At 47.2% G+C, this 24,582-nt stretch carries 21 protein-coding genes; 8 read left to right on the top strand and 13 right to left on the bottom strand.

The window, feature by feature from the left end:
* Positions 1-42: 42 nt before the first annotated feature.
* The 4 genes from OEY58_09210 to OEY58_09195 form a co-directional block, all read right to left on the bottom strand.
* The gene (locus OEY58_09210) at positions 43-711 is read right to left on the bottom strand and encodes a hypothetical protein (protein MDH5325624.1); all 669 of its coding nucleotides are present in this window, start codon (positions 709-711) and stop codon (positions 43-45) included.
* Positions 708-2,129: a hypothetical protein gene (locus OEY58_09205; protein ID MDH5325623.1), complete on the bottom strand. Its 1,422-nt coding sequence runs from the start codon at positions 2,127-2,129 to the stop codon at positions 708-710. The genes OEY58_09210 and OEY58_09205 overlap by 4 nt, the downstream gene beginning before the upstream one ends.
* Positions 2,130-2,431: 302 nt before the next feature.
* Entirely contained in the window at positions 2,432-3,646 is a 1,215-nt protein-coding gene (locus OEY58_09200) for an alpha-hydroxy-acid oxidizing protein (GenBank protein MDH5325622.1), read from the bottom strand.
* A 25-nt stretch (positions 3,647-3,671) separates the two neighbouring features.
* Complete coding sequence (locus tag OEY58_09195) at positions 3,672-4,643, bottom strand: NAD(P)-dependent alcohol dehydrogenase (GenBank protein MDH5325621.1); 972 nt, start codon at positions 4,641-4,643, stop codon at positions 3,672-3,674.
* Positions 4,644-4,875: 232 nt separating this feature from the next.
* On the opposite strand from OEY58_09195, the gene OEY58_09190 reads away from it, so the two are divergent.
* The 5 genes from OEY58_09190 (at position 4,876) to OEY58_09170 (ending at position 11,868) form a co-directional block, all read left to right on the top strand.
* Positions 4,876-5,784 (top strand): hypothetical protein, encoded by a 909-nt coding sequence (locus tag OEY58_09190; GenBank protein MDH5325620.1) that lies wholly within the window; start codon positions 4,876-4,878, stop codon positions 5,782-5,784.
* A 245-nt stretch (positions 5,785-6,029) separates the two neighbouring features.
* Positions 6,030-6,842: a formate/nitrite transporter family protein gene (locus OEY58_09185; GenBank protein MDH5325619.1), complete on the top strand. Its 813-nt coding sequence runs from the start codon at positions 6,030-6,032 to the stop codon at positions 6,840-6,842.
* A 61-nt stretch (positions 6,843-6,903) separates the two neighbouring features.
* On the top strand, positions 6,904-8,634 hold the full coding sequence (locus tag OEY58_09180; protein MDH5325618.1) for a bifunctional protein-serine/threonine kinase/phosphatase: 1,731 nt from the start codon (positions 6,904-6,906) through the stop codon (positions 8,632-8,634).
* Between the two features lie 13 nt (positions 8,635-8,647).
* Positions 8,648-9,091 (top strand): cyanase, encoded by a 444-nt coding sequence (gene cynS / locus OEY58_09175; protein ID MDH5325617.1) that lies wholly within the window; start codon positions 8,648-8,650, stop codon positions 9,089-9,091.
* 248 nt (positions 9,092-9,339) lie between these two features.
* Positions 9,340-11,868, top strand: a complete 2,529-nt coding sequence (locus tag OEY58_09170; protein MDH5325616.1) for an EAL domain-containing protein — start codon at positions 9,340-9,342, stop codon at positions 11,866-11,868.
* A gap of 2 nt (positions 11,869-11,870) precedes the next feature.
* On the opposite strand, the gene OEY58_09165 is transcribed toward OEY58_09170, so the two are convergent.
* Both OEY58_09165 and creD read right to left on the bottom strand, forming a co-directional pair.
* Complete coding sequence (locus tag OEY58_09165; protein ID MDH5325615.1) at positions 11,871-12,395, bottom strand: metal-dependent hydrolase; 525 nt, start codon at positions 12,393-12,395, stop codon at positions 11,871-11,873.
* Positions 12,395-13,765, bottom strand: coding sequence for a cell envelope integrity protein CreD (creD, locus tag OEY58_09160; protein ID MDH5325614.1), 1,371 nt, complete (start codon positions 13,763-13,765; stop codon positions 12,395-12,397). The genes OEY58_09165 and creD overlap by 1 nt, the downstream gene beginning before the upstream one ends.
* 252 nt (positions 13,766-14,017) lie before the next feature.
* Here creD and arfB point away from each other — a divergent pair, with 252 nt between their 5' ends.
* Entirely contained in the window at positions 14,018-14,440 is a 423-nt protein-coding gene (arfB, locus tag OEY58_09155; protein MDH5325613.1) for an alternative ribosome rescue aminoacyl-tRNA hydrolase ArfB, read from the top strand.
* A gap of 251 nt (positions 14,441-14,691) precedes the next feature.
* On the opposite strand, the gene OEY58_09150 is transcribed toward arfB, so the two are convergent.
* Positions 14,692-17,391 (bottom strand): endonuclease/exonuclease/phosphatase family protein, encoded by a 2,700-nt coding sequence (locus tag OEY58_09150; GenBank protein MDH5325612.1) that lies wholly within the window; start codon positions 17,389-17,391, stop codon positions 14,692-14,694.
* Between the two features lie 453 nt (positions 17,392-17,844).
* Here OEY58_09150 and OEY58_09145 point away from each other — a divergent pair, with 453 nt between their 5' ends.
* Positions 17,845-18,045: a hypothetical protein gene (locus tag OEY58_09145; GenBank protein MDH5325611.1), complete on the top strand. Its 201-nt coding sequence runs from the start codon at positions 17,845-17,847 to the stop codon at positions 18,043-18,045.
* Positions 18,046-18,057: 12 nt separating this feature from the next.
* Positions 18,058-19,800 carry a tyrosinase family protein gene (locus OEY58_09140; GenBank protein ID MDH5325610.1) on the top strand — a complete coding sequence of 581 codons (1,743 nt, stop codon included), beginning with the start codon at positions 18,058-18,060 and terminating at the stop codon, positions 19,798-19,800.
* Between the two features lie 67 nt (positions 19,801-19,867).
* Here the strand turns inward: OEY58_09140 and trxA are convergent, their stop codons facing one another.
* The 6 genes from trxA to OEY58_09110 all read right to left on the bottom strand — a co-directional run.
* On the bottom strand, positions 19,868-20,251 hold the full coding sequence (gene trxA, locus OEY58_09135; GenBank protein ID MDH5325609.1) for a thioredoxin: 384 nt from the start codon (positions 20,249-20,251) through the stop codon (positions 19,868-19,870).
* A 131-nt stretch (positions 20,252-20,382) separates the two neighbouring features.
* Positions 20,383-21,618, bottom strand: a complete 1,236-nt coding sequence (locus OEY58_09130) for a methyl-accepting chemotaxis protein (protein MDH5325608.1) — start codon at positions 21,616-21,618, stop codon at positions 20,383-20,385.
* A gap of 276 nt (positions 21,619-21,894) precedes the next feature.
* Entirely contained in the window at positions 21,895-22,260 is a 366-nt protein-coding gene (locus tag OEY58_09125; protein ID MDH5325607.1) for a roadblock/LC7 domain-containing protein, read from the bottom strand.
* Positions 22,261-22,294: 34 nt separating this feature from the next.
* Positions 22,295-22,933: a hypothetical protein gene (locus OEY58_09120; protein ID MDH5325606.1), complete on the bottom strand. Its 639-nt coding sequence runs from the start codon at positions 22,931-22,933 to the stop codon at positions 22,295-22,297.
* 3 nt (positions 22,934-22,936) lie between these two features.
* Positions 22,937-23,473, bottom strand: coding sequence for an ATP/GTP-binding protein (locus tag OEY58_09115; GenBank protein ID MDH5325605.1), 537 nt, complete (start codon positions 23,471-23,473; stop codon positions 22,937-22,939).
* 17 nt (positions 23,474-23,490) lie between these two features.
* Positions 23,491-24,582: hypothetical protein (locus OEY58_09110; protein MDH5325604.1), on the bottom strand; the 1,092-nt coding region annotated here is incomplete at its 5' end.

Below are 24,582 nucleotides of genomic sequence, written 5' to 3'. Positions count from 1 at the left end.
CGCCCGGGGAATCGGGCGTTTTGCATTAAAGAACGCGTTGAATTAAGATTTTATCGAATCTATATAATCTGACAATTTGTTTGCATCGATAATATTGCTCCAACTTTTTGCACCCGCATCGTCTAATTTTTTCTTCCATTTTTCCATGCGACTGCGATAACGTTCCGGATCGGCACTATCTTTATTTAGCTTAATCACGTTCATTGCCGCAATATGAATACCGGAAAACTCATTGTCTTTGAACTTTCGGCGCACGCCACTGGGCAATTCTTCTTTCATATCACTGAAAATGAAAATGAGTTGAGTTCCGGATTTGGTATCCTTCAAATAGTCGGAGCACAACATCATGGCACCACTGATATCCGTATGCTTTGATCGCATGGTGTCTTTGGCAAATTTTTCCAATTTTTCTGAAAAAGCCAGTTTTTGTTTTTGCACCTCTGTCGGACGATAGTCCAACGTCATTTTGGTAACCAGATTTTTCTGTGTATAGCTATTACTATCAATTGCCACCAGGAAAATCCCATCTCCAGGCACCATTTTAGGAAGTAACCCGGCCTTAATGATCTTGACCATGCTTTTCTTCTCTTTGGCATAAGTCCCGGATATATCAGCCAAAGCACAGATGGAAGTCTCGTAAGCCTTGTTGTCGGAACAACCGGTAATCAATAACGAACCGGCCATCATCAAAGAAACAGTAATCTTTTTCATGCTGTGCGACTCACTGCTGATCCGTTTTTACCTTTCACCATTTCTGCAACCTTTGCAGGGACAATGGTATACACATCAAAAACATGCACGCTTACCTTGAACAAACCTTCAAATAAGTGTGCTAACGCGTTTGCAAGATGTCCCAACATAACAACAAGCATGGTATACATACGAGCAAAAGCATGCTGACTGGCCTCGATAAACATTTCCAAAGGAATAGCGATCATGGCTAATATCCATGGAAGAACAAAACCTAAAGTAGCCTGGCCGACAACGGTAATGCTCAAGCCACCGGATTCCGCACCCATACTGGGCTTAGCTTTAACACCGGCTAATGCTTGCTCCAGTAACATATTGGATTCAGCCAAATGCTCACGCAACACAGCTAAAGATGCTTCAACGGATGACAGAAAAAACAAACCCACCAAGGTACCCCAAAAAATAATCTTCTTTTTGCCGCTGGTCATCGCGCCGATTTGTGGAAAGGTATTGGTAACACCAATGGCTTCCATAAGGAAAATACCCAGAACCAACTCCAAAACAACGACAACCAATGCGGAAATTTCGGAAACCGCCATACCCGCCACACGAGTTCCCTGAGGAACCAGTTCTGACATGGGTAAGGCAATGAGATTAAAATTGATAAATGCACCCGCGATACCGGCACCGATAACAATGAGAGATACGATAAACAGTTTCGTTACCCGAGAAGACAGCATATCAACAGAATCAGGATCTCCCTTGTTTAATTTACTGTACTCGTTCATGTACTTATCAATGCGGCTATTGGTCTCAATAACCTGCTCAATTTTTGTACTGATGTCCTTGCCGATTTTTTCCATGCGTTTCCAAACCGGCGCCATAGTGCTCAAGATTTTGTGGCGTTTACCGGCAATATCACGATACTCCGCCAGTGCTTTCTTCTCACTGGCAACTGCGGACTTGTGAATCTCGCCAAGCATTTTCTCAATAATGCGATCACCGGCCGAAGATTGTGCTCGTGAAATGGTTTCAATCACATCACCCCATCCGGGTGCCTGCGGTGAAGACTGACCACAATCTTTATAGTCTTTTTCGATTTTGGTAATTTCTTCGTCAAGCTTCAATTGCAGCTTGGGATAATCGGCTAAGGTTTTTGTATTGGTGGATTCAATTTTAGCGAATTCCTGCAATATTTTGTTCTGGATATTGGCCACACCGGATTCCAACAAGACCTTACGATCTTTTTCCCGCATTTTCTCAGCAGCCCGTTTAGTCCACTCAGCGAAACGGCGAAATCCACCGGCCGTCCCATCCGACAAAGCTTGAAACATTTTATGCACCGGCTCTCTGGCAAAAAACAGAAATACCATGCTTAGGGCAACCCAAATAGCTATCGATAAAGCAGGCATACTCGGTATAATGTATAAACTTTGCATTGTCTTTATTTCCCGCGTCTGGTCTTAAAAATGAAAAACTTCCTCGAAGCCCTGCAGCCCTGTGGCTCATGGGGAGGATCTAAGAAAGGTGCGCGTAGGAAGCGATCTTGAACCCTGACCACCTGAAATCACAGCGCCGTTCTATTCCTAAACTTCAGAGGTTTTTCAGCGTACAAGCATTAGCGTCCCCGATTTTCAATTCTTAACCAAATCGCAGACATAATGATTTTCACAGGGAATCAATGCAAAAAAACATTAACGCTATCACACAAAAACTGGAAAGAGATCTCATATTACATATTCTAATATTCATATCTCAAACCGACATTTTGATCGTGTTGCAACATACCCTGATGAAGATCTTCAAAACTGCTGCAACCCAGTTGCCCCAAGGTCCGGTCAATTTCATTCATAATAATCTGTAAAGCATGATCCACACCGGCTTCACCCCCTGCCGCTAAACCATAGAGAGTGGCTCGACCTATCATTACTGCATTGGCACCCATAGCGAGAGCTTTCACTACGTCTGCGCCACGACGAAAGCCGCTGTCAACGATCACCGTCATGCGATCAGCCACGGCGTTAGCTATTTGAGGTAATACATCTATCGGCGCCACGCAGGAGTCCAACTGACGCCCACCGTGGTTAGTTAATATGATACCGTCACACCCAGCCTCTGCAGCCCGTCGGGCATCTTCCGCACTTAACACACCCTTGATCAGTAATTTGCGCGGCCATAAATCCCGTATCCATTTCACATCCTCCCAGGAAATATCCGGCGCAAACAATTTAGGAAAAAAAGCCACTCCTCCGGATGCGCTTCGGGCTTCCGGTGGCATGTATTCCACGATATTGTCAAACCAAGGAATACCATGTCGCAATACGTTTAAAACCCAGCGCGGATGCCGTGCCACATCCAGCATGTTCTGCCATTTGAGTTTTCCCGGATAACGGTAGTTACGTCGATCCCACTCACGATATCCAAACACATTGGCATCGCTGGTAAACACCAAGGCCTCATATCCCGCTTTATCTGCACGTTCAACAATATTTCGTGCAACGGCTCTGTCCTTCATCACGTACAGTTGCATCCACAATCGCCCGGCGGCCTCTTTTGCTACATTCTCCAAACTCACATTGGATACAGTGCTTAAAGTAAAGGGAATACCTACTCTGGCTGCGGCTCGAGCCAGATCCACGTCCCCGCGATAACGCAACATTCCATTTAAGCCTGTAGGCGCAATAACTAAAGGTGCATTACAAGACTTACCCAGTAAAGAAATTCGTTGATGGCGTTGACTGGTATCCACCAGGGTATTGGGTATAAACCGATAAGCCGCTAAAGCCTCGACATTGTGTTGCAATGCTTGTTCATCTTCGGCGCCGCCTTCGACATACTCAATGGCAAAACGAGGTACGCAGCGCAAGGCGATATTGCGTAACTCGGCAATGCTCAGTGCCCTCTGAAACGAGGAGCCGGAATACAGTTTTCTTTGCAATATTTTGTCTTCCGGCATTTTCTTTCCCCTAACTATTTGATGCTTAAACTCGAATTACAACGCTACCGCTCTTGTGCCCTTGTCCAACGTACTGATATGCCTCCACGATTTGTTCAAAAGGGTATTCTGCGCCAATGACGGCTTTGAATTTTGAACAAGCCATCAGTTGATGAATCAAATCCAGGCTTTCTTGAAGTTTAACAGGAACTGGAAAAACGGTCTTTTTTGATTGAAGCAATGGTTTTATTACGAATGTCACGGTGGGTAAAAACAAGTTCTGAGACCAATCACCCAGTTCAGAAGAAAGATAGACCCCTCCCGGCTTTAGCAGTCCATAGCACTGAAAAAAGGAACTTTTACCGGCTGTGTCGAATACGAAATCAAACCGGCGTCCGCATTGGGTGAAATCCTCTGCCGTATAATCGATAACATCTATAGCCCCCAAGGAAAGAGCCGCCTCTTTTTTTTCGGCCGAACAAACCGCCGTCACCAAAACCCCAAAATGTACCAATAACTGTAGCGCAGCCGATCCAATACCACCAACTGCACCAATTACAAGAACCCGTTGTCCTGCTTCGATAGTAACTTTGTTGATGAAATTATAGGCGTAGTGAACCCCCTCCAAACCAGCAACCGCATGACTGAAGCTTATTCCGTCAGGGATCAACCGGACAAATTCTTCCGGACTTGTTAAATATTGAGCATGAGCGTTGGTACCGGAATCACTAAATCCAAATACCCTGTCCCCGGGTTTGAACTGAGTCACCCGTTCACCCACACTGAGTACTTCTCCTGAAAACTCTGTTCCCGGTATGGGTCTTTTGGGTCCAAACACACCGGTGATCAATCGGGCGAAAAATGGAATGCCTTTTACTGTCGCATAATCGGTCCGATTGACCGTCGTGGCGACAACACGTATCAGAAGCTCAATATCCTTAGGGTGTGGCTCGTTTGTTTCAACAATGCTCAGTACTTGAGTCGGGTCTCCGTAGTGGGTATACCTTAAAGCCTTCAATTTGATCTCCTTATGTAAACCACAAAACTGTTGCTACGATATAAATAAATTGTTACAAATTCCTTGGAACCTTATCGTGGTTTATTTCGTTCTACTCTCAGCGCTGTTGTGTGTGCACTTGTCGAACTGATTATAATCCATACAAGTGTAATATCATGACACTCCAGCATCCGACATTGCGTGTTAACTTTATTATTTGTTAACGATTAGATACCCAGGAGGGAAGGAATCCATGAAATCTGTCATACTGTCATTTATTGTTCTTTGTGTCACCAGTATCAACGCATTTGCCATTGACGTGACTGTGCCCGGCGTCAACCCCGTAGCCCCGGTGCGTTCTGCCTATTTTACCGTTCGTCCCGATCTAAGACGATGCGTCTCTCCCATTTGTGGCGGTTGGTACGTCAGCGCTGTCAATCTTAGAGCGTTCCAATGCCCGGATGGCAGTGTGAGAACGGAATGTTATGTCAGTACCGATACAATCAATATTCCCAACTTAAGTCCGGATCAGATCCTGGAATTGCGTCAAGCCATGCAGGAGTCCCGTGCTTTAGTGGCAGCAGTCGTGAGCAAAGCTAAAGCCTATGGCCTATTGGAAATCAATTCGGCCTGGATAGCAGCCACTGCGCAGAAACCGGTGGGGGAGTTTGTTAGCGTGCGCGACAACGGTATTCGTTGCATCACCTCTCCTTGCCCCAGTTACGATGCCACCGTACTCAATAAAAACGTCAGCAAGAATCTGGCGGGATTTGATTTGAGCGCGGTTAATGCCGGCGAAGAGCAACTCAAACAAGCCTATGCAGCAATCAGCAGCGATGATGGCTTACCCATGGCCGGTACGTATACTCAAGTCGTCGGCCCTGCCGGCACGGCCGCAGCAATCAACGCGAACCAGTTTTATCTCAAACTGGAAAATACCCAACCCCGTTTCTGTGCTCCCACCGGTTGTTCCGGACAAATCTGTTCGGATACTGACGTTATTTCCACTTGCGAATGGAGACCGGAATATGCCTGTTACCAGAACGCCCAGTGTTCCACCCAAGCCAACGGTGAATGCGGCTGGGTGATGGATGAGGAACTGCGCCGTTGTTTGGCTAATGCCGGCGGTACTTCATTGTTACGCAACGCCCCCACCCAATAGACCCTGAACCGGCTCTTCCGACACTCGTCAAGGAGGAGCCGGTCAACTCAAGCTGCACCATAATCTACCGTTATACAGCCCCTTTGCATTCTCTTAGTGCCCTGCCGGTTTACCCCATTGTTCCCAAAATTACTAATTTAACTTATTTTTTCAATGGCTTAGCACTATGTTGATTATTGGTTTGTAACTTGCAATTTTTCTGCAAGCACTTTTAAAAAATGAAACTGTATTTAGGGGAGATTGAAATGGCGTACCTAGCACCTTCGGAATTTGTCACCAAAATGGTGGATGCCGGTGAATCAAAAATATACATGTCTACAAGGGATACGTTAATCCGGGCCTATATGGCCGGTGCTATTCTAGGGTTGGCGGCCGTGTTTGCCATTACCGTTGCCGTTACCACGGGGTCGCCAATCTTAGGGGCGGTTTTGTTCCCGGTAGGATTTTGCATGCTGTATCTGATGGGATTTGATTTGCTCACCGGCGTATTTGTTTTAACACCATTAGCATGGCTGGATAAACGTCCGGGTGTAACCATCAATGCCATATTGAAAAACTGGGGATTGGTATTTGTCGGCAATTTTGCCGGCGCGCTCACTACAGCGGTAATGATGGCCATTGTGTTTACCTACGGTTTTTCGGTGGAACCCGGTGCCGTGGGCCAGAAAATTGCCGGTGTGGGTGAGGCCCGCACTCTGGGTTATGCCGAACATGGAGTGGCCGGTTGGTTTACCGTGTTCCTTCGCGGCATGTTGTGTAATTGGATGGTATCCATGGGAGTGGTGGGAGCCATGATTTCCACAACTGTGAGTGGTAAGGTTTTGGCCATGTGGATGCCCATCATGCTGTTCTTCTTCATGGGATTCGAGCATTCTGTGGTCAATATGTTCTTGTTTCCCTCGGCCATGATCATGGGTGGTGATTTCTCAGTCATGCAATACTTCTGGTGGAATGAAATTCCAACTGCATTAGGCAATTTGATCGGCGGCCTGGCATTCACAGGACTGACCTTATACAGCACGCACGTGCGCACAGCCCCCGCCCGCGCACTTAAATAAACCAAGGATAATGGCTCATGCCTCCGGTGAATACACCGGGGGTAAGGGTTGTGGCTTGCGCATGACTAAACAACTCAGTGTATCCATCGGTCAATACTCCAATAAGGGCCGAAAACAAATCAATCAAGACTTCCATGGTGTTGTCATACCCGAAGGTTCGGCCTTACCCAGTAAAGGCATTGCCATCGCTTTGGCGGACGGTATCAGCAGCAGTGAAGTCAGCCAGTTTGCCAGTGAATCGGCCGTAAAGGGTTTCTTGCATGACTATTACTGTACATCCGATGCCTGGTCTGTAAAAACCTCTGCGCAGAAAGTACTCTATGCGACTAACTCCTGGTTGTATGCGCAAACACGACAGAGCCGGTTTCGTTATGAAAAAGACAAGGGCTACGTGTGTACTTTCAGTGCGTTGATTCTAAAGTCCACTACCGCCTATATATTCCATGCCGGTGACACCCGGATTTATCAATTACATAACAACTCACTGGAACAACTCACCGAAGATCATAGGTTGTGGATAGATCACCACACCAGTTATCTCAACCGGGCCCTGGGGGTGAATCCGCAATTGGAAATCGACTATCGATCCCTACCACTGCAAGAAGGGGATGTCTTTTTGTTAAGCACAGATGGTGTGCACGAATACTGGGATAACAGCCATATTGTTCAGCTTGTCCGCGACCACAGCCAACACCTGGACCTGGCCGCCCGGTTGATTGTAGAGCATGCACTGGAGCAAGGGAGTGAAGACAATCTGTCTCTGCAAATCGTGCGCGTGGACCAATTACCCTGTCATAATGCAGACGAAGTTTACCAGCAACTCACTCAACGCCCCTTCCCACCTGAACTGGCACCCAGGTTGGAATTCGACGGTTACACTATCTTACGTGAGATATACATCAGCAGTCGCAGCCACGTTTTTTTAGCAGAAGACAATCAAAGTAAGGAACCATTGATAATAAAAACCCCCTCAGTAGAACAACGGTCTGACACCAACTATTTGGAGCGGTTTTTAATGGAAGAATGGGTAGCCCGACGCATCAACAGTGTCCATGTACTCAAGTCATGCGACCCTTCTCGAAAACGTAATTACCTGTACATCGCCACCGAATACATAGAAGGCCAGACCCTGGCTCAATGGATGATAGACAATCCCAAACCGGATGTGGAAACCGTGAGAGATATTGTGGAACAAGCTGCCAAAGGTATACAGGCTTTCCATCGACTGGAAATGTTACACCAGGACCTTAGACCCAATAACATCATGATTGATCGTAACGGGACCGTAAAAATCATAGATTTCGGTTCAACTCGTGTGGCCGGTGTGATGGAAATCAACACACCGTTACAACGTCATGAGATTCTCGGGGTCGCTCAATACACTGCACCGGAGTATTTCTTAGGTGAAGGCGGCAGCACGCGTTCGGATCAGTTTTCATTGGCCGTCATATGTTATCAAATGCTCAGTGGCAGACTGCCGTATGGTACGGAAGTCGCCAAATCTCGCACTAAAGCCACACAACGAAAACTTCGCTACCAATCCGTACTATCCGAAGACCGGGAAATTCCCGCTTGGATAGATGCCACCCTGCGTAAGGCGACGCACCTGGATCCATACAAGCGATATGATGAACTGTCGGAATTTGTTTTTGACCTGCGTCATCCTAACCGGGATTTTATTAAGCAGGCCCAAGCGCCATTAATGGAACGCAATCCAGTGGCTTTTTGGCAAGGCGTATCGCTGGCTTTGACAATTGGCATTCTAATTTTATTGTTTCACAACCACCTCTAAAAAGGAGACAACGATGAATCGTGATGAAGTAAGCCAATTAATTCTCGAACGTAAACGCAAGAAAAAACTTAAGTGGACTCACATTGCTGAAGTGGTCGGCCATAGTAAAGAGTGGACAACCGCAGCAATGCTGGGACAGATGACTTTAACAACAGAACAAGCAAGCGCTGTTGGAACTTTGCTTGAGCTACCCGATGAAGCCGTGGAAATACTACAAACTGTTCCGTATAAAGGATCCTTACCCACGGCTGTGCCCACCGACCCATTGATTTATCGATTCTATGAACTCATTAATGTCTATGGCGTAACATTTAAGGAATTAATACACGAGGAATTCGGCGATGGCATCATGAGTGCTATCGACTTTTCTATGGATATTAGCCGAGAGCCGGACCCTAAAGGAGACCGAGTTCACATCGTGATGAGTGGCAAATTCTTACCTTACAAAACCTACTAAAAACTGAACATATTCGATGACTTGTGAGCCTTCTGAACCTTCAACGAATAAACAGCCCTCAGCTATCAATAAAGCCTTTAGCGGCGGGTAAGAAATACCCGCCCGCTCCTTTTGACGATACCCCCTCCAATGAAATCCCTAAAACTTCTAGGGGAAGTGGCCGATAATGTGACTAGATTGTAAACAGGCGTCGCTGCGAGTGGTTTGTGGTGGCCAAGCTCCACAGAACTCATCGTGTAGGACACATAGTGAAACCACGCATTCTACTCATAGAACTGTCAATCACACGGCGTCACGCTGCGGCTATTGTACTCAACGAACAGACGTACGAACTCACCACCGCATCCAGCTTTCCAGCGGCCTTAAATGAAGTTGCGGTCACTAATAAGCATATCACCAAATTTGACGCAGTGGTCTTCGGCTGGCCAGGACGAACCGATCCCCATGCCGATGAGCTACTGAGCCTGTTGGAAGAACCCCAAAATCGGCAAATTGCTGTTTTGGTACTGGCAGATCAGGCTGACACCTCCAAACTCAACTGGGTCACCAAACGCGAACGCTCTGCTTTGTTGTTGTGGGAAGACTACCAGGAAACCGAAACATCCTTATCGGCTTTGTTGCAGTCTGTTACGACATCCAAAACTGATGATACTGGTGAAACCAAACCCGTGGAAAATCCCGGAGCCATAAAAATTCTGTTTGTCGATGACTCCCCTACCGTCCGGGTCGCATTTCGACGGTTATTGACAGAAGCAGGCTACGAAACCGACACAGCGTCTTCCGTAAATGAGGCTATGGATTTGGCAATGGAAAAACCGTATGACATAGCCATTATCGACTATTTCATGCCTGAAGATACGGGCGATGTCCTGTGCCGACGTCTACGCGACGAGCCTCGTACTTGCAATATTTCCACGGCGATTATCACGGGCACCTACCTGGAACGTGCCATTACCGACTCTTTGGAAGCCGGCGCAGTGGAATGCATGTTTAAAAACGAAGCCACGGAGTTGTTTCTGGCTCGTGTCGATGCCATGAGTCGAACGATAAACGGCAGACGCAAAATCGAACAAGAGCGCAATCGCTTAGAAGGCATATTGCAATCTGTCGGTGACGGAGTATATGGCCTGGATGACACAGGAAGTATTAGCTTTATTAACCCTGCCGCCTTACAGATATTGGGTTACGTAGCAGCAGAGGAACTGATCGGTGAAAACCCCTGTGTATTCCATACCTCACAGAGCGGTTCCAATGTGGAAAACTGCAAGTTGACGCGAGCCTATAACGAAGGCGTTCCTCTACATTCCTTGGAAACCTTTTTTCGCCACAAATCCAATACTCAAGTTCCGGTTGAGTGCACCATATTACCCATGCTGTTGCAGGGCAAAAAAGCCGGTAGTGTAGTGGCATTTCGGGACATTACCGAGCGGCGCGAACTGGAAAACGAACTTAAATGGCAAGCCAACCATGACAGTTTAACCAAACTACCCAACCGGGCTTACTTTGAACACCAACTAAATAGTGAAATTAAACGCCTGCAACGCAGCGAAGAAATCAGCGCCTTACTGTATCTGGACTTGGACCGATTTAAATATCTTAACGATACTGCCGGACATGCCACCGGTGATCGTCTGTTGGTCGAGGTCAGCAAAAAACTCACCACACGTTTGCGTGCCTCCGACTTTCTGGCCCGCCTTGGCGGAGATGAATTCGCCATTATTCTGCGCAACATCGAACCCGCCAGCATATTGGAAATAGCGGATGGCTTCCGGCGAGCACTGGATGACTATGAGTTTGAGTGCGCAGGAAAATACTACAAAATCGGTTTAACCGCCGGCGTCAACATCCTGGACAAATATGCTCTATCTCCAGGTGACGCTATGGCATGTGCAGATATCGCCTGCTATATCGCCAAAGGTAACGGGCGCAATCAAACTCATTTGTACGACAGACATCAAGATGGAAAAGCCGCCATGGACATGGAGTTGGGTTGGTCTGAACGTTTACACAAAGCGATAAAAAACAATGAATTTCTGCTGTACTACCAGCCTATTTTATCCTTACAGGAACTACCTGATATCCTTCCGGTAAAAGAGGGAGAACTGTGGCAACACTATTGTCAACAAAACAACGCAGCCCGGTATTATGAAGTTCTGATTCGGCTGCCGGACTACAAAAGCGATGTCATACCCCCTTCCGCTTTCGTTCCCACGGCCGAACGTTTCAATATGATGAATAAAATAGACCGATGGGTCATTACGCGAGCCGTGGAAAACATAAAGAACTATCAATTGAATCCAAACACGGTTCTATCCATAAACTTGTCCGCCCAATCGCTGGAGGACACTGATCTTAAAACCTTTATCCAGGATTTGCTACAGCAACACCAGGTCAGCGCCAAACAGCTCAATTTCGAAATCACCGAAACCACGGCCATATCCAACATAAGCGCTGCCAATGCTCTAATTTCGGATGTCAGCAGTTTAGGTTGCCGTTTTTCTCTGGACGACTTCGGTAGTGGTTATTGCTCCTTCTCTCATTTAAAAAATCTTCCCGTGGATTTTATAAAAATTGACGGCCTGTTTGTTCAGGGACTGCTCTCAGACCCAATGGATGGAGAAATCATTCGTTCTATCGTCAATATTGCCCACACGGTAGGCAAGAAAACCATTGCCGAATACGTTGACAACCCGGAAACCCTCAACGCCCTGAAACAAACCGGTGTAGACTATGTACAAGGGTATTATATCCAAAGACCGGGCTTGGAGATCGGCTAGGCTTATACCCTATTCGCCGGCGACACCCACTGACGGTCTCTTTGGTACACCCATACCGCCAGCGACACGATTAACAGTTCCATCAAAAATACCCAGTGGAATATAAAATTCCAGACCCACCAGTCAAAACGAGCCGTAATGGGTACCCAAACCACATAAGCATCACTCAGCGGGTAAAACCAGTAAATGCCCCCGGCGACAGAATCCAGCACCAAATGTAAACAAGTGTTCACTCCAAGTATGATACTGACGGCCGCGGGGATCTTTCGCAGTAACCGTGTCCCGATTCCGTACACCAACGCAGACACTGTGAGCCAGAAAAACGGCATGTGCGTCCAATAACTGTGGTGCGGGTTTTGGCGATTGTCCAGCGTATAGAAATACAGCAAATCCAAGTCCGGTAAGATACTGCAAAAAATGCCGAAACCTACGTACGGGACCAACTTGGACGACAGCTCGCGGTTCTCATTGCTGCGAATGAAATGCCGTGTCCATAGATATCCGGCACAAGCATGGGCGATAAACATCAAACACCTTCCTTCAGGGGTGGCTCTAATATTGGTTTGCTCATCATTTGATGCCAATCGATACGACGGGTGGCATACATGGCAAATCCCAACACCAGAAACAAACCCAAGCTACCGATCAACAAAGAATAATTTTGTTCTTGCAAGAGTGAAAGCAAATACAGATACAGGACGGTCAATCCTACACCAATGATGGCAACCCGCTTGGGGGTACGAACAACCACATAGGAGTAACTACTGACCATAGTCACTACTGCCGCAGCGGCAATAGCATAAGCCCAATAAAACCCCAAATGCTCAGAAAGAGAAAGCTCCAGCAAATAGAACATACACAAGCCGGCACCGATGAACAGATATTGCATCAGATGCAAGCGTAAACCCACCATCAATTCCATAATCCAAATTACGGCGAAGGTGAGTGCAAAAAACACCAGTTGATACTTCAAACTTCGCTGAGTCATGCGGTAGTTATCAACAGGCCTTATGAGTTCCACCCCCACCATGGAATCGCTCAGATGTTCCTTAATAGAGGAGAAATCACGAGTTTTTTGCGGATAGTTACGCCCCAGGTAAGGAATTTGCCATTGGGACCGAAATCCGGCGTCAGTCACTTCCCGTGTCGTGGGTAGCCATTTACCCTGAAAACTGGGATCCTTCCACGGTGCAATAATTTCTATTAAACTGTTATTACCCAAAGGAGCGAAATACAGGGATTTGCTGCCATTCAGTAATAGTTCAAACTCAAATGTATAGTGGTCTTGGCTGCCCTCAAACTGGTTCAATGGAACATGGTAGCCCTCCTTGTTTCCCACAACTTGATCTGTCCCCGGTAAAAACTGCAGTTTGCCTCCATTCCAATCCAGAGAAGCTTGTTTTTGAATTGACCGCGCATCCGACACCGGCATGATCAAACGGGCTTTTTTCCAAAGTACGTCTTTCTGCTGAATCTCCCAATCCGAAAAATCCGGTTCGTTGAAATATCCTTCAAATCGAATTTTACTTTTATATAGAGGAACTTCGAAAATACCCCGGTACCGCGTTTCACTGTGCAGATTACCGGTAACCCGGTATTCTTGAGGAAAAAACACGGCTTTTTCAATATACGTTTTTAGCTCTTTCTTACCCGTTTCAGCATTGTGCCATAGCCGTTTCACTTTATACGGAATAACCAGCATAGGACCGGAAACAAACTGCTCTCCCCCCCATTTGGATTGCACCTCCTCAATCGCACCGCGTTCGGTAGATTGACGCTCGTACACTAAAGAACGAATTGTATTTATCGGTATCTGCAATAAGATTATCAGAAATACAACTAAAAATGCTTTTCCGGCAGGATTTTCATTCAACCAAGAAAATATTGAATTACCCATAACAATGACCCTATCGAATTGATTATTCTTATTACAGCAAAACAAAATGGCAAAGTTCAGGAACAATTATGACGAATAATGGCAATGCGATTCCGGGACTAATTCCTTGCAATTTGACAAAACCGCTATACACTACGTGCCACTTATGGAATTGGATAACCGGACCCCCGTTCACATCATCGGAATTTTTCCTCAAGCTTTAGGCAAGCACGCCGCATTATAGGTTCCGGCAATGACTTCTTAGAATTTTGTATGAATGACATAAAAATAAACGATTCACTGTCCCTCACTAATGACGATATTAGTTTTCACCCATTATTTTCCTCGGGACCGGGCGGACAGAATATCAATAAAAATATGACTGCGATTCAGTTACGTTTTGATATCTTACGCTGTCATCGATTGCCGGAAGACGTGCAACAACGATTAATTACACTGGCCGGTTCGCGGGTGAATCGTGATAATGAACTGGTCATCACAGCACGACGACACCGAAGTCAGGAACGAAACAAACGCGAGGCAGTAGAACGTTTGGTGCATTTCATTCAACGTGCAGCGGAAAAACCCAAGCCCAGGTTAAAAAAGCGCCGCTCGGTCGCGGATAATCAGGCTCGTTTGGATCAGAAAAAACGTCGCGGTGATAGGAAATCCATGCGCCGGCGGGTGGATTATTAAACCGAAAGGGATGCCAGGCGCACGATGGTGTTGATGGAATACGCTTGGTCGTTTCATTTGAAAAGTTGGAGGTATTCTCCACCTGTCGCACAGTGGATTACGCAAGCCCCCACCCCACGCTTGCACACACATCAATCTTGCAAGCGCAGACTGGGTTAGAGCAGCGCAATCCGGTAACCGTCTTAAAGATACATACCGCTCTCAAGCAACAGAACGTGATCAAAGCAATGCATACACTTCGGTCTTGCCTGCTAGTGTTCAGACTTCGAAGTCAATTTCACTTTGGTCGTTTCCTTGTTGCCACAAGTATCTTTGGCTTTGTATTTAACACTGTAATGGCCTTTTTCGGCGTGACGATTTGACAGACGAAACGTGAAGTCATCCAACACTTCCACTTCTGAGTCTTTACCCGAATGGGTGCCATAGACACCAAGCAGGTTTAGCATCACTTCCGGGTCTTCATCCTGCACGGATACGTTTACTTTGAGTGTAATTCGATTGGCATCCTTGGCCACGACCTGAAGCTCCGTTGTGAGTTTCGGTTCATCCCGGTCCATGCAAAACCGTGCAACGACCGGATCGTGATCCGACCAACGATTGCGATAATGGTATTCAGAATTTACATGGACGATGTCCACTTCTGCCATGTTATGTTCAGCGAGTTCTTCACTCACCAAAATGTGATCCAATAGCTGCGAATTGCCTTCGAAAATGAAAGAATACTGTTCGTTTTGTGGCAGTCGCTGCAACAGATTTTCCATATCATCAACAGACGTCAGCGTTTGTACGGCACTGGAAAAAGCAAAATCATTTAAATCACCTAGAACGACTATATTGGCGTCATCATCCAAGGCCAGAATATTTTCCACAAACCCGGCCACGATAAGCGCCTGTCGGCCGCGGATGTTTTCTGACGGGCGCATGGGCGGTTGCACCCGACCGAACAATGGATCATCCCCGCCTTTGGAGTTAAAGTGATTCACTATTAGGAACACTTTTCTATTGTTAAACATAAACTCCGCCGCCAGCGGTTTGCGACTATCCGCAAAAGCCGGGTTAGTGGGATCAATTCGCCCGGGACTGAAGCTGAGTTGTACACCATCCGCGCCTTTGCTAAGGGAAGTAGCGGTAACCGCATCCCCGCCCGGTCGCTCAGTCAGAACCACTCGATCCGCCTGGTATAAGAATCCGACGCGAATATTAGCACCCGGTTGCCCGCCATCTTGATTGTCCTCGGGTGCAATATCACGGTAGGTATACACTGGACCGCCGGCAGCAATTATGGCGTCGATCAATGTATTGGCAGTATCCTGGGCGGCAGTGACAGCATCATTACGGCTACCGCTGCTGTCCTGAATTTCCTGCAAGCCTATAATATCCGGGCTCTTAAGATTATTGACAATTTGTCCGGCCAAACCGTTGATCTTATTGATTGGGCTACCCGCATTGAGATTTTCGACATTAAAACCTGCCACGGTAAGCCGGGTTGCACTGCTTTGCAATGGCGTAACTTCTCTGGATAAATTTCCTCTCAACACAGCAGGTAACGGCTCCATGTTTAAAACTTTAAAATTACCAAAACTGTAATCCACAACGCCCAGCACGGGTGCTGTAAAGGCATCGCCCACGGAAACTCGGGGTTCATTGAAAATTATTGCATCATCGATAATTATACGTTCAGGATTATAGTCCTCGGCGCTGATACTGATACCGCCTCTTGAGTTTAATCCGCTGGCATTGGCTCCATTATCCCCAACGACCGTGATTTCACCAAAACGATTGCTGTCCACCACAATAGCGTCGTCGATCTGTACCAACATAGCTTCCAAACTTTCGTAAAAATCCAGACCATCGCTTTCAGGGGTAAAATCACCACTATTGGCATCACCATTGGAGTCGCTATCTATACTGCTGTCTGGAGGTATACGTCCACCAGATCCAATAATCACGGGCAAGGGTAAAACGTTAGCCTTGGATAAGATCTTAATCTGTGGCTGAATAATCTCTGTGGTGGCCAGATTTCCAGCAGAAAATCCACCGGGATAAAACTCCACCACGGTACCGGTAACTTCCACCTTATCTCCCACTACAACCCCATGGCCGGAACCGGCGAACACCAAAATGGCGTCAGATGTGGCCGGGTCCGAATCTCCTTGCAGGTCTTGTAAGTAAAAGCTGGAGGAGCGACTGGCTGTCACCACACCTTGGGTACTTACTTTTTCTCCTACATAAGGAGAGACGTGAGCAGCGCCCTGAATTTGGTAGATTGCTAAATTAATGGCAGGTGGTTCAATAAGTGGTAAGGCATTGACTATACCGGGGGTGTTTAACGCCTCACCTTGTTCCGGCGTGCCGTTGAAACCGGGTAGGCCTTCACCGTGAAAGTCATTGCGAACCCAGTCGCCGCTACTGTCGGTGTCGCCGGCGTTGGGTATGCGCGAGGCAGCGCCCACCGTATTGGTACCGCCATCAAACCCAGCCGTTAATACCACAGAGGTATACGTGTGATCCGCGGTGCCGCCGTCATGAACGGCGACAGCGTCTGCTATACGACTCCAGGGAGTTATATCCAACGTACCATTGTCATCCGTATCCAGATCCTGACCCAAAAGACCGCTAAACTGATCCACCAACAAAAGTGTCACGCTACCGTTCTCTAGTGCGTTATTGAGAAAACCGGTATACCAAATACCGGAGGCATCAGTATTACCCACAGAGAACACCGCATCGATGCTGCCGCTGTTGGGGCTGTCCCCTTCTATTGCGATAATAGTGTAGGTGGAATAATCTGTATTAACACCGCCGCTGATTTCTACGTATTCTGATGTATCGCTTCCAGTGTGATTAAAAACAAATTCATTGATCAGCGGCTCGGCCATAACGGCAGTTGCACTGAAAAACGTAAGCAGTAAGACGGTTTTTTTTAGTGACTCCACTATAACTGCTGCCATCCTTAACGTCATTCTAGTTATCATTATCGAGCTCCTAACGCTTGATACGCCGCGCCGTTATTATTTTCAGAGTTTGGATTATAAACCAAACCATCCCGACAAAAGCAAGCGGACACGAAAATGTCCGACTCTGGCGGCTAATCCATAAACAATTGCACACCATTTTGCCTAAGCAATGTACAACTCTCAAGAAATGAGTCCTGTGGCAATCATATAAAAGACACTGTCTGCAGATTGCGCGGCACCGATTTACCGAATGGTGGATGAAATGTAATTTTATTGTGTCTTACGCCCCACAGGTAAACAACCCTATGCTAGGGTGATTTACTCTGCTGCAACCGAATCGATTCCTGTAGTAAATCTGTAACTCACTCAAACCTCTGCTGTACTACGCGCTGTATCATACGCTGTATAACACGCTGCATAACACGTTGTATAACAACAGGAGCTCATATGGACGCACTAAACTATCGAGACACGCAGATTATGTTTGAGGAATCCTCCTCACCCAAGCTTCTTATCAGCGGCAAAGAAACGCCTGTCAGCATCGACCCGGAATCCAAAGAATGTTACTCCGATGAATTACCCTATTGTACCTTTCAATCCATACAAGACCTGGCCCAGGCTCTGGTCGACAACCGCTTAGGCCAATAGGGAGGACTTCTGATGAGAATCCGGAAAAATGCTGCGTTATTATCCGACGCCGAATGGAAGCGCTATTTAAATGCTGTCGTCGCCCTGAAACACACTTTCCCGGCCGGATCCGGTGTGAGTATTTACGACCAGTTTGTAGCTATGCATTGGTGTGTCTGGGGACTCGGATTGGGCGGTACAGGACCGGCCGCAGGGGTGGATGGTGCCCACAACGGTCCGGCGTTTCTCCCCTGGCATCGGGAATACCTACGCCGTTACGAAGAAGCCCTGGCGGCCGTGGACCCACAAGTCAGCCTACCCTATTGGAACTGGGGCTTTGGTACCGACGAGGAAACCAACGACTTGTTTGTGGACGACCACATGGGTCCAAGAGGCGGTATCATCAGCAGTGGCTATTTTGCCTCGAGTCCAACTCCACAAAACCCGTTGGGATGGAGCATCCACCCGGATTTACAGGCATTCTCCGCCACCCTTAGACGCACCGGAACCGCCGGACCGGGATCCTTACCCACCGCAGACGCCATCATTGAAACGATGGAAATGAATACTTACAGCAGTTTTCGCCCGGCACTCGAAGGAGGCTCCGGACTGACCGCTACACACAACTCTATGCACAATGGTGTACACGGCTGGGTGGGCGGCGATATGGGCCGGATGACTTCTCCCAATGATCCCATCTTTTTCATGCATCACGCTCAAATCGACCGTATTTGGGCCATGTGGCAACAACGCCATCCGGGAGTGGCACATTACAACGACGCCGACATTTTTGTGGGTCAAGGCCATGGTCCCAATGACAATATGTGGCCCTGGGATGCTGCGGCTTCAACGCCTACCTCCGCCACTGTAGCCACAGCACTGACTATGGTACCCACGGAAGCCATGGTGGATGTGGTGACACCAACTGATGTGCTGAACACGCGGGATCTGGGATACCTCTACGATGGTGAAGAAACCCAGTTTGAATTCAACACCACCGCAACATCGGTAACCCACCAATGGTCCACCATAAACCTGAATGTGGATTATGGAAACGCCCCCTGTGCCTTAGCGGATATGCAAACCTTTGCCGGCAATAATACGGCATCGGTGCGAATCCAAAATGCAACAGCGGACCATTTGCAGGTCTCGGTGCAAGAGGAAAAGTCCAGGGACCGGGAAGTGACGCATGTTGCCGAAGCCATAGGCTATTTGATGGGAAACCCCGGTTTAATCTATAACGCATCCGGGCGGGTCATTGGTGAAATTGCCAAACTGCGTATGGGTCAGCCGGGTCGCAAACAATGGGAACGAGTGACATTGAGAAACAGTTACCAGTCTCCGGTGGTGATCGCCAAGATTAGCAGCTTCAACGGCGATCAACCGGCACAAATTCGTTTGCAATCCACGGACCATGACTTTTTTGAATTGCAAATCGAGGAATGGGCTTACCTGGATGGAATCCACAACTTTGAAGATATCAGCTTTTTGGTACTGGAATCCGGCAGCCACCGCATGCGTAATGGCACACTTTTGGAAGCCGGAACAACATCAACCAACCATAACTGGAAAACCGTAAATTTCAACAGCATGTTTACTACGGCACCAACAGTGTTGAGCCAATGCATGACCCGCAATGGCACAGACCCGGTGGTCACGCGACAACGTAACATTAATCCCGGTAGTTGTGATTTGCGTTTGCAGGAGGAAGAAGCCAAACTCAGCGGCCGCCATGTCAACGAAACCGTTGCTTACATTGCTTTAGCGCAACCCTAAACATACGGCACCGGGTTTTCCAGGCAAATGAAAACCCTCCGCCCGCTGCCGGGCGGAGGGTTGTGTTTTATTCCGATTTAGCAGTTGCAGCCACGGCCTCGCTTTGGGCAATCTCTTCCCGAACCTGATCCATATCGATGGTTTTCACTTGGGTTATTAATTCTTCCATTGCACTTTGTGGTAAGGCACCGGCATTTGAAAAAATAATGATTTGCTCACGAAAAACCATCAAGGTAGGAATGGAACGTATTTGAAAATGAGCAGCCAGTTCCTGTTGCTCTTCAGTGTTCACTTTGGCAAATGTCACGTCCGGATTGGCCTCAGCCACGGCTTCGAACACCGGAGCGAATGATTTGCAGGGACCACACCAAGGCGCCCAGAAATCGACGATAACCATGTCATTGTTGTTAATAATGTCTGTAAAATTGTCTTTCGTAACTGCCGTGACCATAGCTTCGCCTCTTTAATATTCAGATAATTAGTATTTTCTAATATATAGGTTCGAAAAATTATTACAAGCTTTACGGCAAAATGGAATAAATAGAGGAAACTTTAATAATTACAATATGATACAGATATTTCCTAAAACAGCTCCATAGGTTCATTCGCACCTTCGACAAAATCGTTTCTAACCTTAGTTCGGGTAGCCCCTCCCCAATGGTCCGAATTAACACTGAGCCCGCTCAGTTTAGCGCGCAATGTTTCACCCAGCTTAATCAAATCTTCGCGAGATACACCGTGCAAACAACTCGCTTTCAAGGCTTCGCCATTTAGTTCGGCTAAGCCGTTGACGGAATACTGGGCCTGTTTTGCGGCCTCGCTTTGGGAATGAACTGAACAATTAATGTTTTCCGCCACCGTATTAATATTTTGTACTGCCACAACAATTTGCATGAGTTGTTGCTGAACATTATCAGAGTGTTGCACGGTGGCATCCGTTCTGGCACTGCTGCTGTCCATGGTCTGAGATACTCTCTGGGTACCGCTTTGAATCCGCTCAATCATCACTTGAACTTCGGAGGTGGAAACCCGGGTCTGCTCTGCCAGTGCGCGGACTTCATCGGCGACAACCGCAAAGCCTCTACCCTGTTCTCCGGCTCTGGCAGCCTCTATTGCCGCGTTCAAAGCTAAAAGATTTGTTTGCTCTGCAATACCGCTAATGACTTCCAATACACGATTAATTTTATCGGTATCGCTTTTTAACTGCGCCAATTCATCCACACACCGGCTTATATCGGACGCCAATTCGTTGATACTGAGAACTGCGTCCCCTACCACCGACTGGCACTGCTGCACCACAACTTCGGTTGAATGGACGGTCTCGTCAATCGCTTTTACATTGTCCCGCACTTGAATCCCGGCTTCATTCATCTCATGCATGGAGCGAGTAACCGTTTCACTCAATTGGGTAAGCATGGACGTTTTTTGGGTGATATTACTGTAGGTTTCTCCCAATTCTTTCGACATGGGAATCAGCCGACCACAGGATTGCGCCACACTATCGACCCGCTTAAGTATAGTGTCGTTATATTTGTTTATTGTGTTTACCAAAGGTTGCAACAATGTATATTTGCCTGGATCGAGGGCTTGTTTGAAATCCAGCACCTCTTGCGAGCTCTGCTGGTTGAAATATGCCTCTATCGAGTCTGTTTGACGCTGCAAGTGCTTCATCAGAGCCACAAAAACCGAGATCAAAACCATATCCTGAAGCAGCATTACTGCAAACATAGTGGCATCAATTTCGGTTACAAACAGCAATAATGCGTTGCAAAGCACCAGCATTACAGCAGCAACCCCTACGATTCCATTCTTATCCATAATGATCTAAATGTTGTGATAATGGGTATCAATATAACGGCGCCATATCTTTCCCTCTAAAGTCTACATCAATAAATGATTGTAAATTCAACAGTTCAGATTAAAGGTATTGATTCCTATAAGGAACCTTCACTTAATTCATTCGATGTAGGCACCGCGCCGTTGTAGAATCAACAAAACCACGTCCGCTAAACGCCCAAAGCCGGTGATGACCGGCCTTGGTTTTGCCAGCTGTACTAACAGCAGATGGCTATCGTTGAAAATTATCTTTGGAAATCACTGTAAGGCTCTGGAAATATTCTCCGTAAACCGTTTTACATCCAGAAAAATCAAACCCAATTTTGCTTTGGGCCGCGCTAACACCGTAACCACGGTATCCGGCCCGGCATGAGTCATTAATACATAACCGGACTTACCTTTTATCATCAATTGTTCCAACTCGCCCCGGGCCAGTTCCTGTGCCGTACGTTCGCCCAAGGACAACATAGCTGCACTCATGGCCCCCACTTTATCCTGATCCAGAGATTTTTCACTCACGGCCGCTAAGGTCAATCCGTCTCCGGATATAACCGCGGAAGCTTCGATATCGGCGGAGGAATCATTCAGTTCAGCCAAAATAGAACCCATGATGTCTGCTCTCATTGTTTTTACTCCTGACAACATCAATTCCAGGGACCTATGCCTCACCATAACGGTGAGTCAAAGCCCAAACAAATTCGGTCAGTACCGGCGCATTAAACCTCGGCACACCCTGCACAAGCAATACAAACCGCTGCCCTCCTATATATAAAGACCAAAAACCCAGCTGACTGTTACCAAAAGCATCGGGGATAGCCCAGGCATCGTAGTTCAAAGCCAGTCCGCTGCTAAGAAAGTCACTGTACTTTTTCTGTAGACCGGACAAGTCCGCGCTCAATGCCGCTAAATATTCAGCCTGTTCCTGGTCAAAACCGCATTGGGAAATGTAAAACCCTTCCTGGTCCGCCAACAACGCTTTTTTATCTCCGGACAACATCCCCAGCATTTGAGGCAACACCTGCTCCAAGGGGCCGCTATAAACACGCCGTGCAGCTGAACAGCCTTGTAACCACCCCAAGGTCTGCATGTGGTGCAATAACTCCACCATATCTTTGCGGTTACCTAGGCCGCAAATATTCGCCAATAACTCCAAGTCCACCTTGGGACTGGATTTCAACTGAAACAGGGTTTGCAATAACTGCCGTTCGGGGTCGTCGGTATCTGCCGATATAGTGTAAAAGGTGCCCGCAGGCGTAGGATACAAATACAGGTTTTGTTTGATTCGATACGCAGGCATGTTTTACCCTACAGCACAGGGGTCCAATGAAAACACCAATGCTTTAATTAAAGAGGCAATATCCTCCTTTCTTCGAGCATCTACGCTAAATACGGGGTAATTCAATCCCAAAGCCTGCAGTTGATCGTGGTACTGGTCTATGGTGGGTTTTGCGTTAATATCCATTCGGGTTACACCAATAGCCACGTGGGTATCCTGAATAAACGAATCAAAACGAGACAGGAAGTAGCTTAAGTCCGTAAACGGTTTAGGCCGTGTATTGTCTAATAGCAGCACCAACCCCAATCCGCCTTTGGTTAAGATTTCCCACATAAAGTCAAAACGCTCCTGGCCGGGAGTACCGTATAAATGGACACACTCGCTACCATTTAAATTTACCTTACCGTAGTCCATAGCCACTGTAGTTTTGTTTTTAGCCAGTTGAACTTCATCAGTGGCTTTTTCCTCAGTGGATACCGGCGGAATATCACTAATACTGCTGATGGCCGTTGTTTTCCCGGCACCTACCGGCCCGGTAAATATGATCTTGTAGCTGGACATAAGAATAATTACCACTCCTACACATCGCGAAAGCGATTAACAATGAGCTTGAATATATTTCTGTGCGAATGCGCTGCCAAAACGGGCTCTTGCTCTGAAAAGCCTTGTTGTGGTGCCGGTGACGACTTACCCATTAAGCCCGCCGCCAACGCAGCAGAATAAAAAACCAAAATGTAGCGCAAGGGTATGTTCAGTATATCCGCCGTATGTAAGATGGACGTACTTTGTCGGGTCCATAAGGCGGCAATTCGATACGCATAAGGCGTCAGAGCATTGCGGGACAAATCGGGCCAACGACGCAACTTTACCGGTGCGTACAAACTGGTCCCCTCGGGCACGCGCCCCAGACTGGTTCGCAAGGCTAACTTCCACAAAAACTGTTCCATAGGCATGCGCAATTCAGCCGAGTTGTCTCCCTGCCTATGACGCTTTAATACAGTAATTTTGACTTGCTCCGGTGACAACCGAACCAACGACAAGGCATACAAGTGGCGCAGGTTTTTTTCTACACCAATTTCATTATCCTGGAAATACACCGTAATAGGCCTCCAAGGCCCTTCCAATCTCACATCACAACGACGATATATGGCTTCCCTATAGGCCTTTTGCACATATCCCAGCAACAGTTCTTGTGGCCGGTATTGTATCTGGGCCAATGCGCTCGGATCATCCGCAGCAAATTTAAAATCCGCTTTGGTTATATACATAATGCCGGATTCGTTGGCACTGGGAAGCGACTCAAAGGCCGATTCTTTAGCCACGGGTTTCACAAATTGTGATGCCGCTCCGGTTTTGTCTTTATAAAAAAGAACTTTACCGGAAGAGTCCTGATTGTCGGCACTCGTGGGTACGGTCGGGCTATTGTTACTGTGACTTAAATGGTGAATGGCCGCGCCTTGCGGACGAGGAGTATGAGTACTCGTTAGCTGTGAATTGGCCACCAATTTGGGGCGGCTCTCTTTAGCCTGCACAAATACCGCAGCCTGGTTTAAAGCGCGAGTCAAACTGGCGATATGGAATGGTTTTCGAACAAAAAAAGTACCGGCAATATTTTTATAGACATCGGATAATACGATGGTGGGTCGATTGGGATAGATCACGGTACTTTT

It is taken from the genome of Gammaproteobacteria bacterium, assembly GCA_029882975.1.
Classification (GTDB): Bacteria; Pseudomonadota; Gammaproteobacteria; order SZUA-152; family SZUA-152; genus JAJDNG01.
Note: the sequence above shows the minus strand (reverse complement) of the source record. Positions and strands in the feature narration are given on the sequence as shown.

Bases quoted from the DNA above. Each gene is read 5' to 3' on its own strand.
- OEY58_09210 (MDH5325624.1), bottom strand. From the start codon at position 711: ATGAAAAAGATTACTGTTTCTTTGATGATGGCCGGTTCGTTATTGATT.
- OEY58_09205 (MDH5325623.1), bottom strand. From the start codon at position 2,129: ATGCAAAGTTTATACATTATACCGAGTATGCCTGCTTTATCGATAGCT.
- OEY58_09200 (MDH5325622.1), bottom strand. From the start codon at position 3,646: ATGCCGGAAGACAAAATATTGCAAAGAAAACTGTATTCCGGCTCCTCG.
- OEY58_09190 (MDH5325620.1), top strand. From the start codon at position 4,876: ATGAAATCTGTCATACTGTCATTTATTGTTCTTTGTGTCACCAGTATC.
- OEY58_09185 (MDH5325619.1), top strand. From the start codon at position 6,030: ATGGCGTACCTAGCACCTTCGGAATTTGTCACCAAAATGGTGGATGCC.
- OEY58_09180 (MDH5325618.1), top strand. From the start codon at position 6,904: ATGACTAAACAACTCAGTGTATCCATCGGTCAATACTCCAATAAGGGC.
- cynS (MDH5325617.1), top strand. From the start codon at position 8,648: ATGAATCGTGATGAAGTAAGCCAATTAATTCTCGAACGTAAACGCAAG.
- OEY58_09165 (MDH5325615.1), bottom strand. From the start codon at position 12,395: ATGTTTATCGCCCATGCTTGTGCCGGATATCTATGGACACGGCATTTC.
- creD (MDH5325614.1), bottom strand. From the start codon at position 13,765: ATGGGTAATTCAATATTTTCTTGGTTGAATGAAAATCCTGCCGGAAAA.
- arfB (MDH5325613.1), top strand. From the start codon at position 14,018: ATGAATGACATAAAAATAAACGATTCACTGTCCCTCACTAATGACGAT.
- OEY58_09150 (MDH5325612.1), bottom strand. From the start codon at position 17,391: ATGGCAGCAGTTATAGTGGAGTCACTAAAAAAAACCGTCTTACTGCTT.
- OEY58_09145 (MDH5325611.1), top strand. From the start codon at position 17,845: ATGGACGCACTAAACTATCGAGACACGCAGATTATGTTTGAGGAATCC.
- OEY58_09140 (MDH5325610.1), top strand. From the start codon at position 18,058: ATGAGAATCCGGAAAAATGCTGCGTTATTATCCGACGCCGAATGGAAG.
- trxA (MDH5325609.1), bottom strand. From the start codon at position 20,251: ATGGTCACGGCAGTTACGAAAGACAATTTTACAGACATTATTAACAAC.
- OEY58_09130 (MDH5325608.1), bottom strand. From the start codon at position 21,618: ATGGATAAGAATGGAATCGTAGGGGTTGCTGCTGTAATGCTGGTGCTT.
- OEY58_09125 (MDH5325607.1), bottom strand. From the start codon at position 22,260: ATGAGAGCAGACATCATGGGTTCTATTTTGGCTGAACTGAATGATTCC.
- OEY58_09120 (MDH5325606.1), bottom strand. From the start codon at position 22,933: ATGCCTGCGTATCGAATCAAACAAAACCTGTATTTGTATCCTACGCCT.
- OEY58_09115 (MDH5325605.1), bottom strand. From the start codon at position 23,473: ATGTCCAGCTACAAGATCATATTTACCGGGCCGGTAGGTGCCGGGAAA.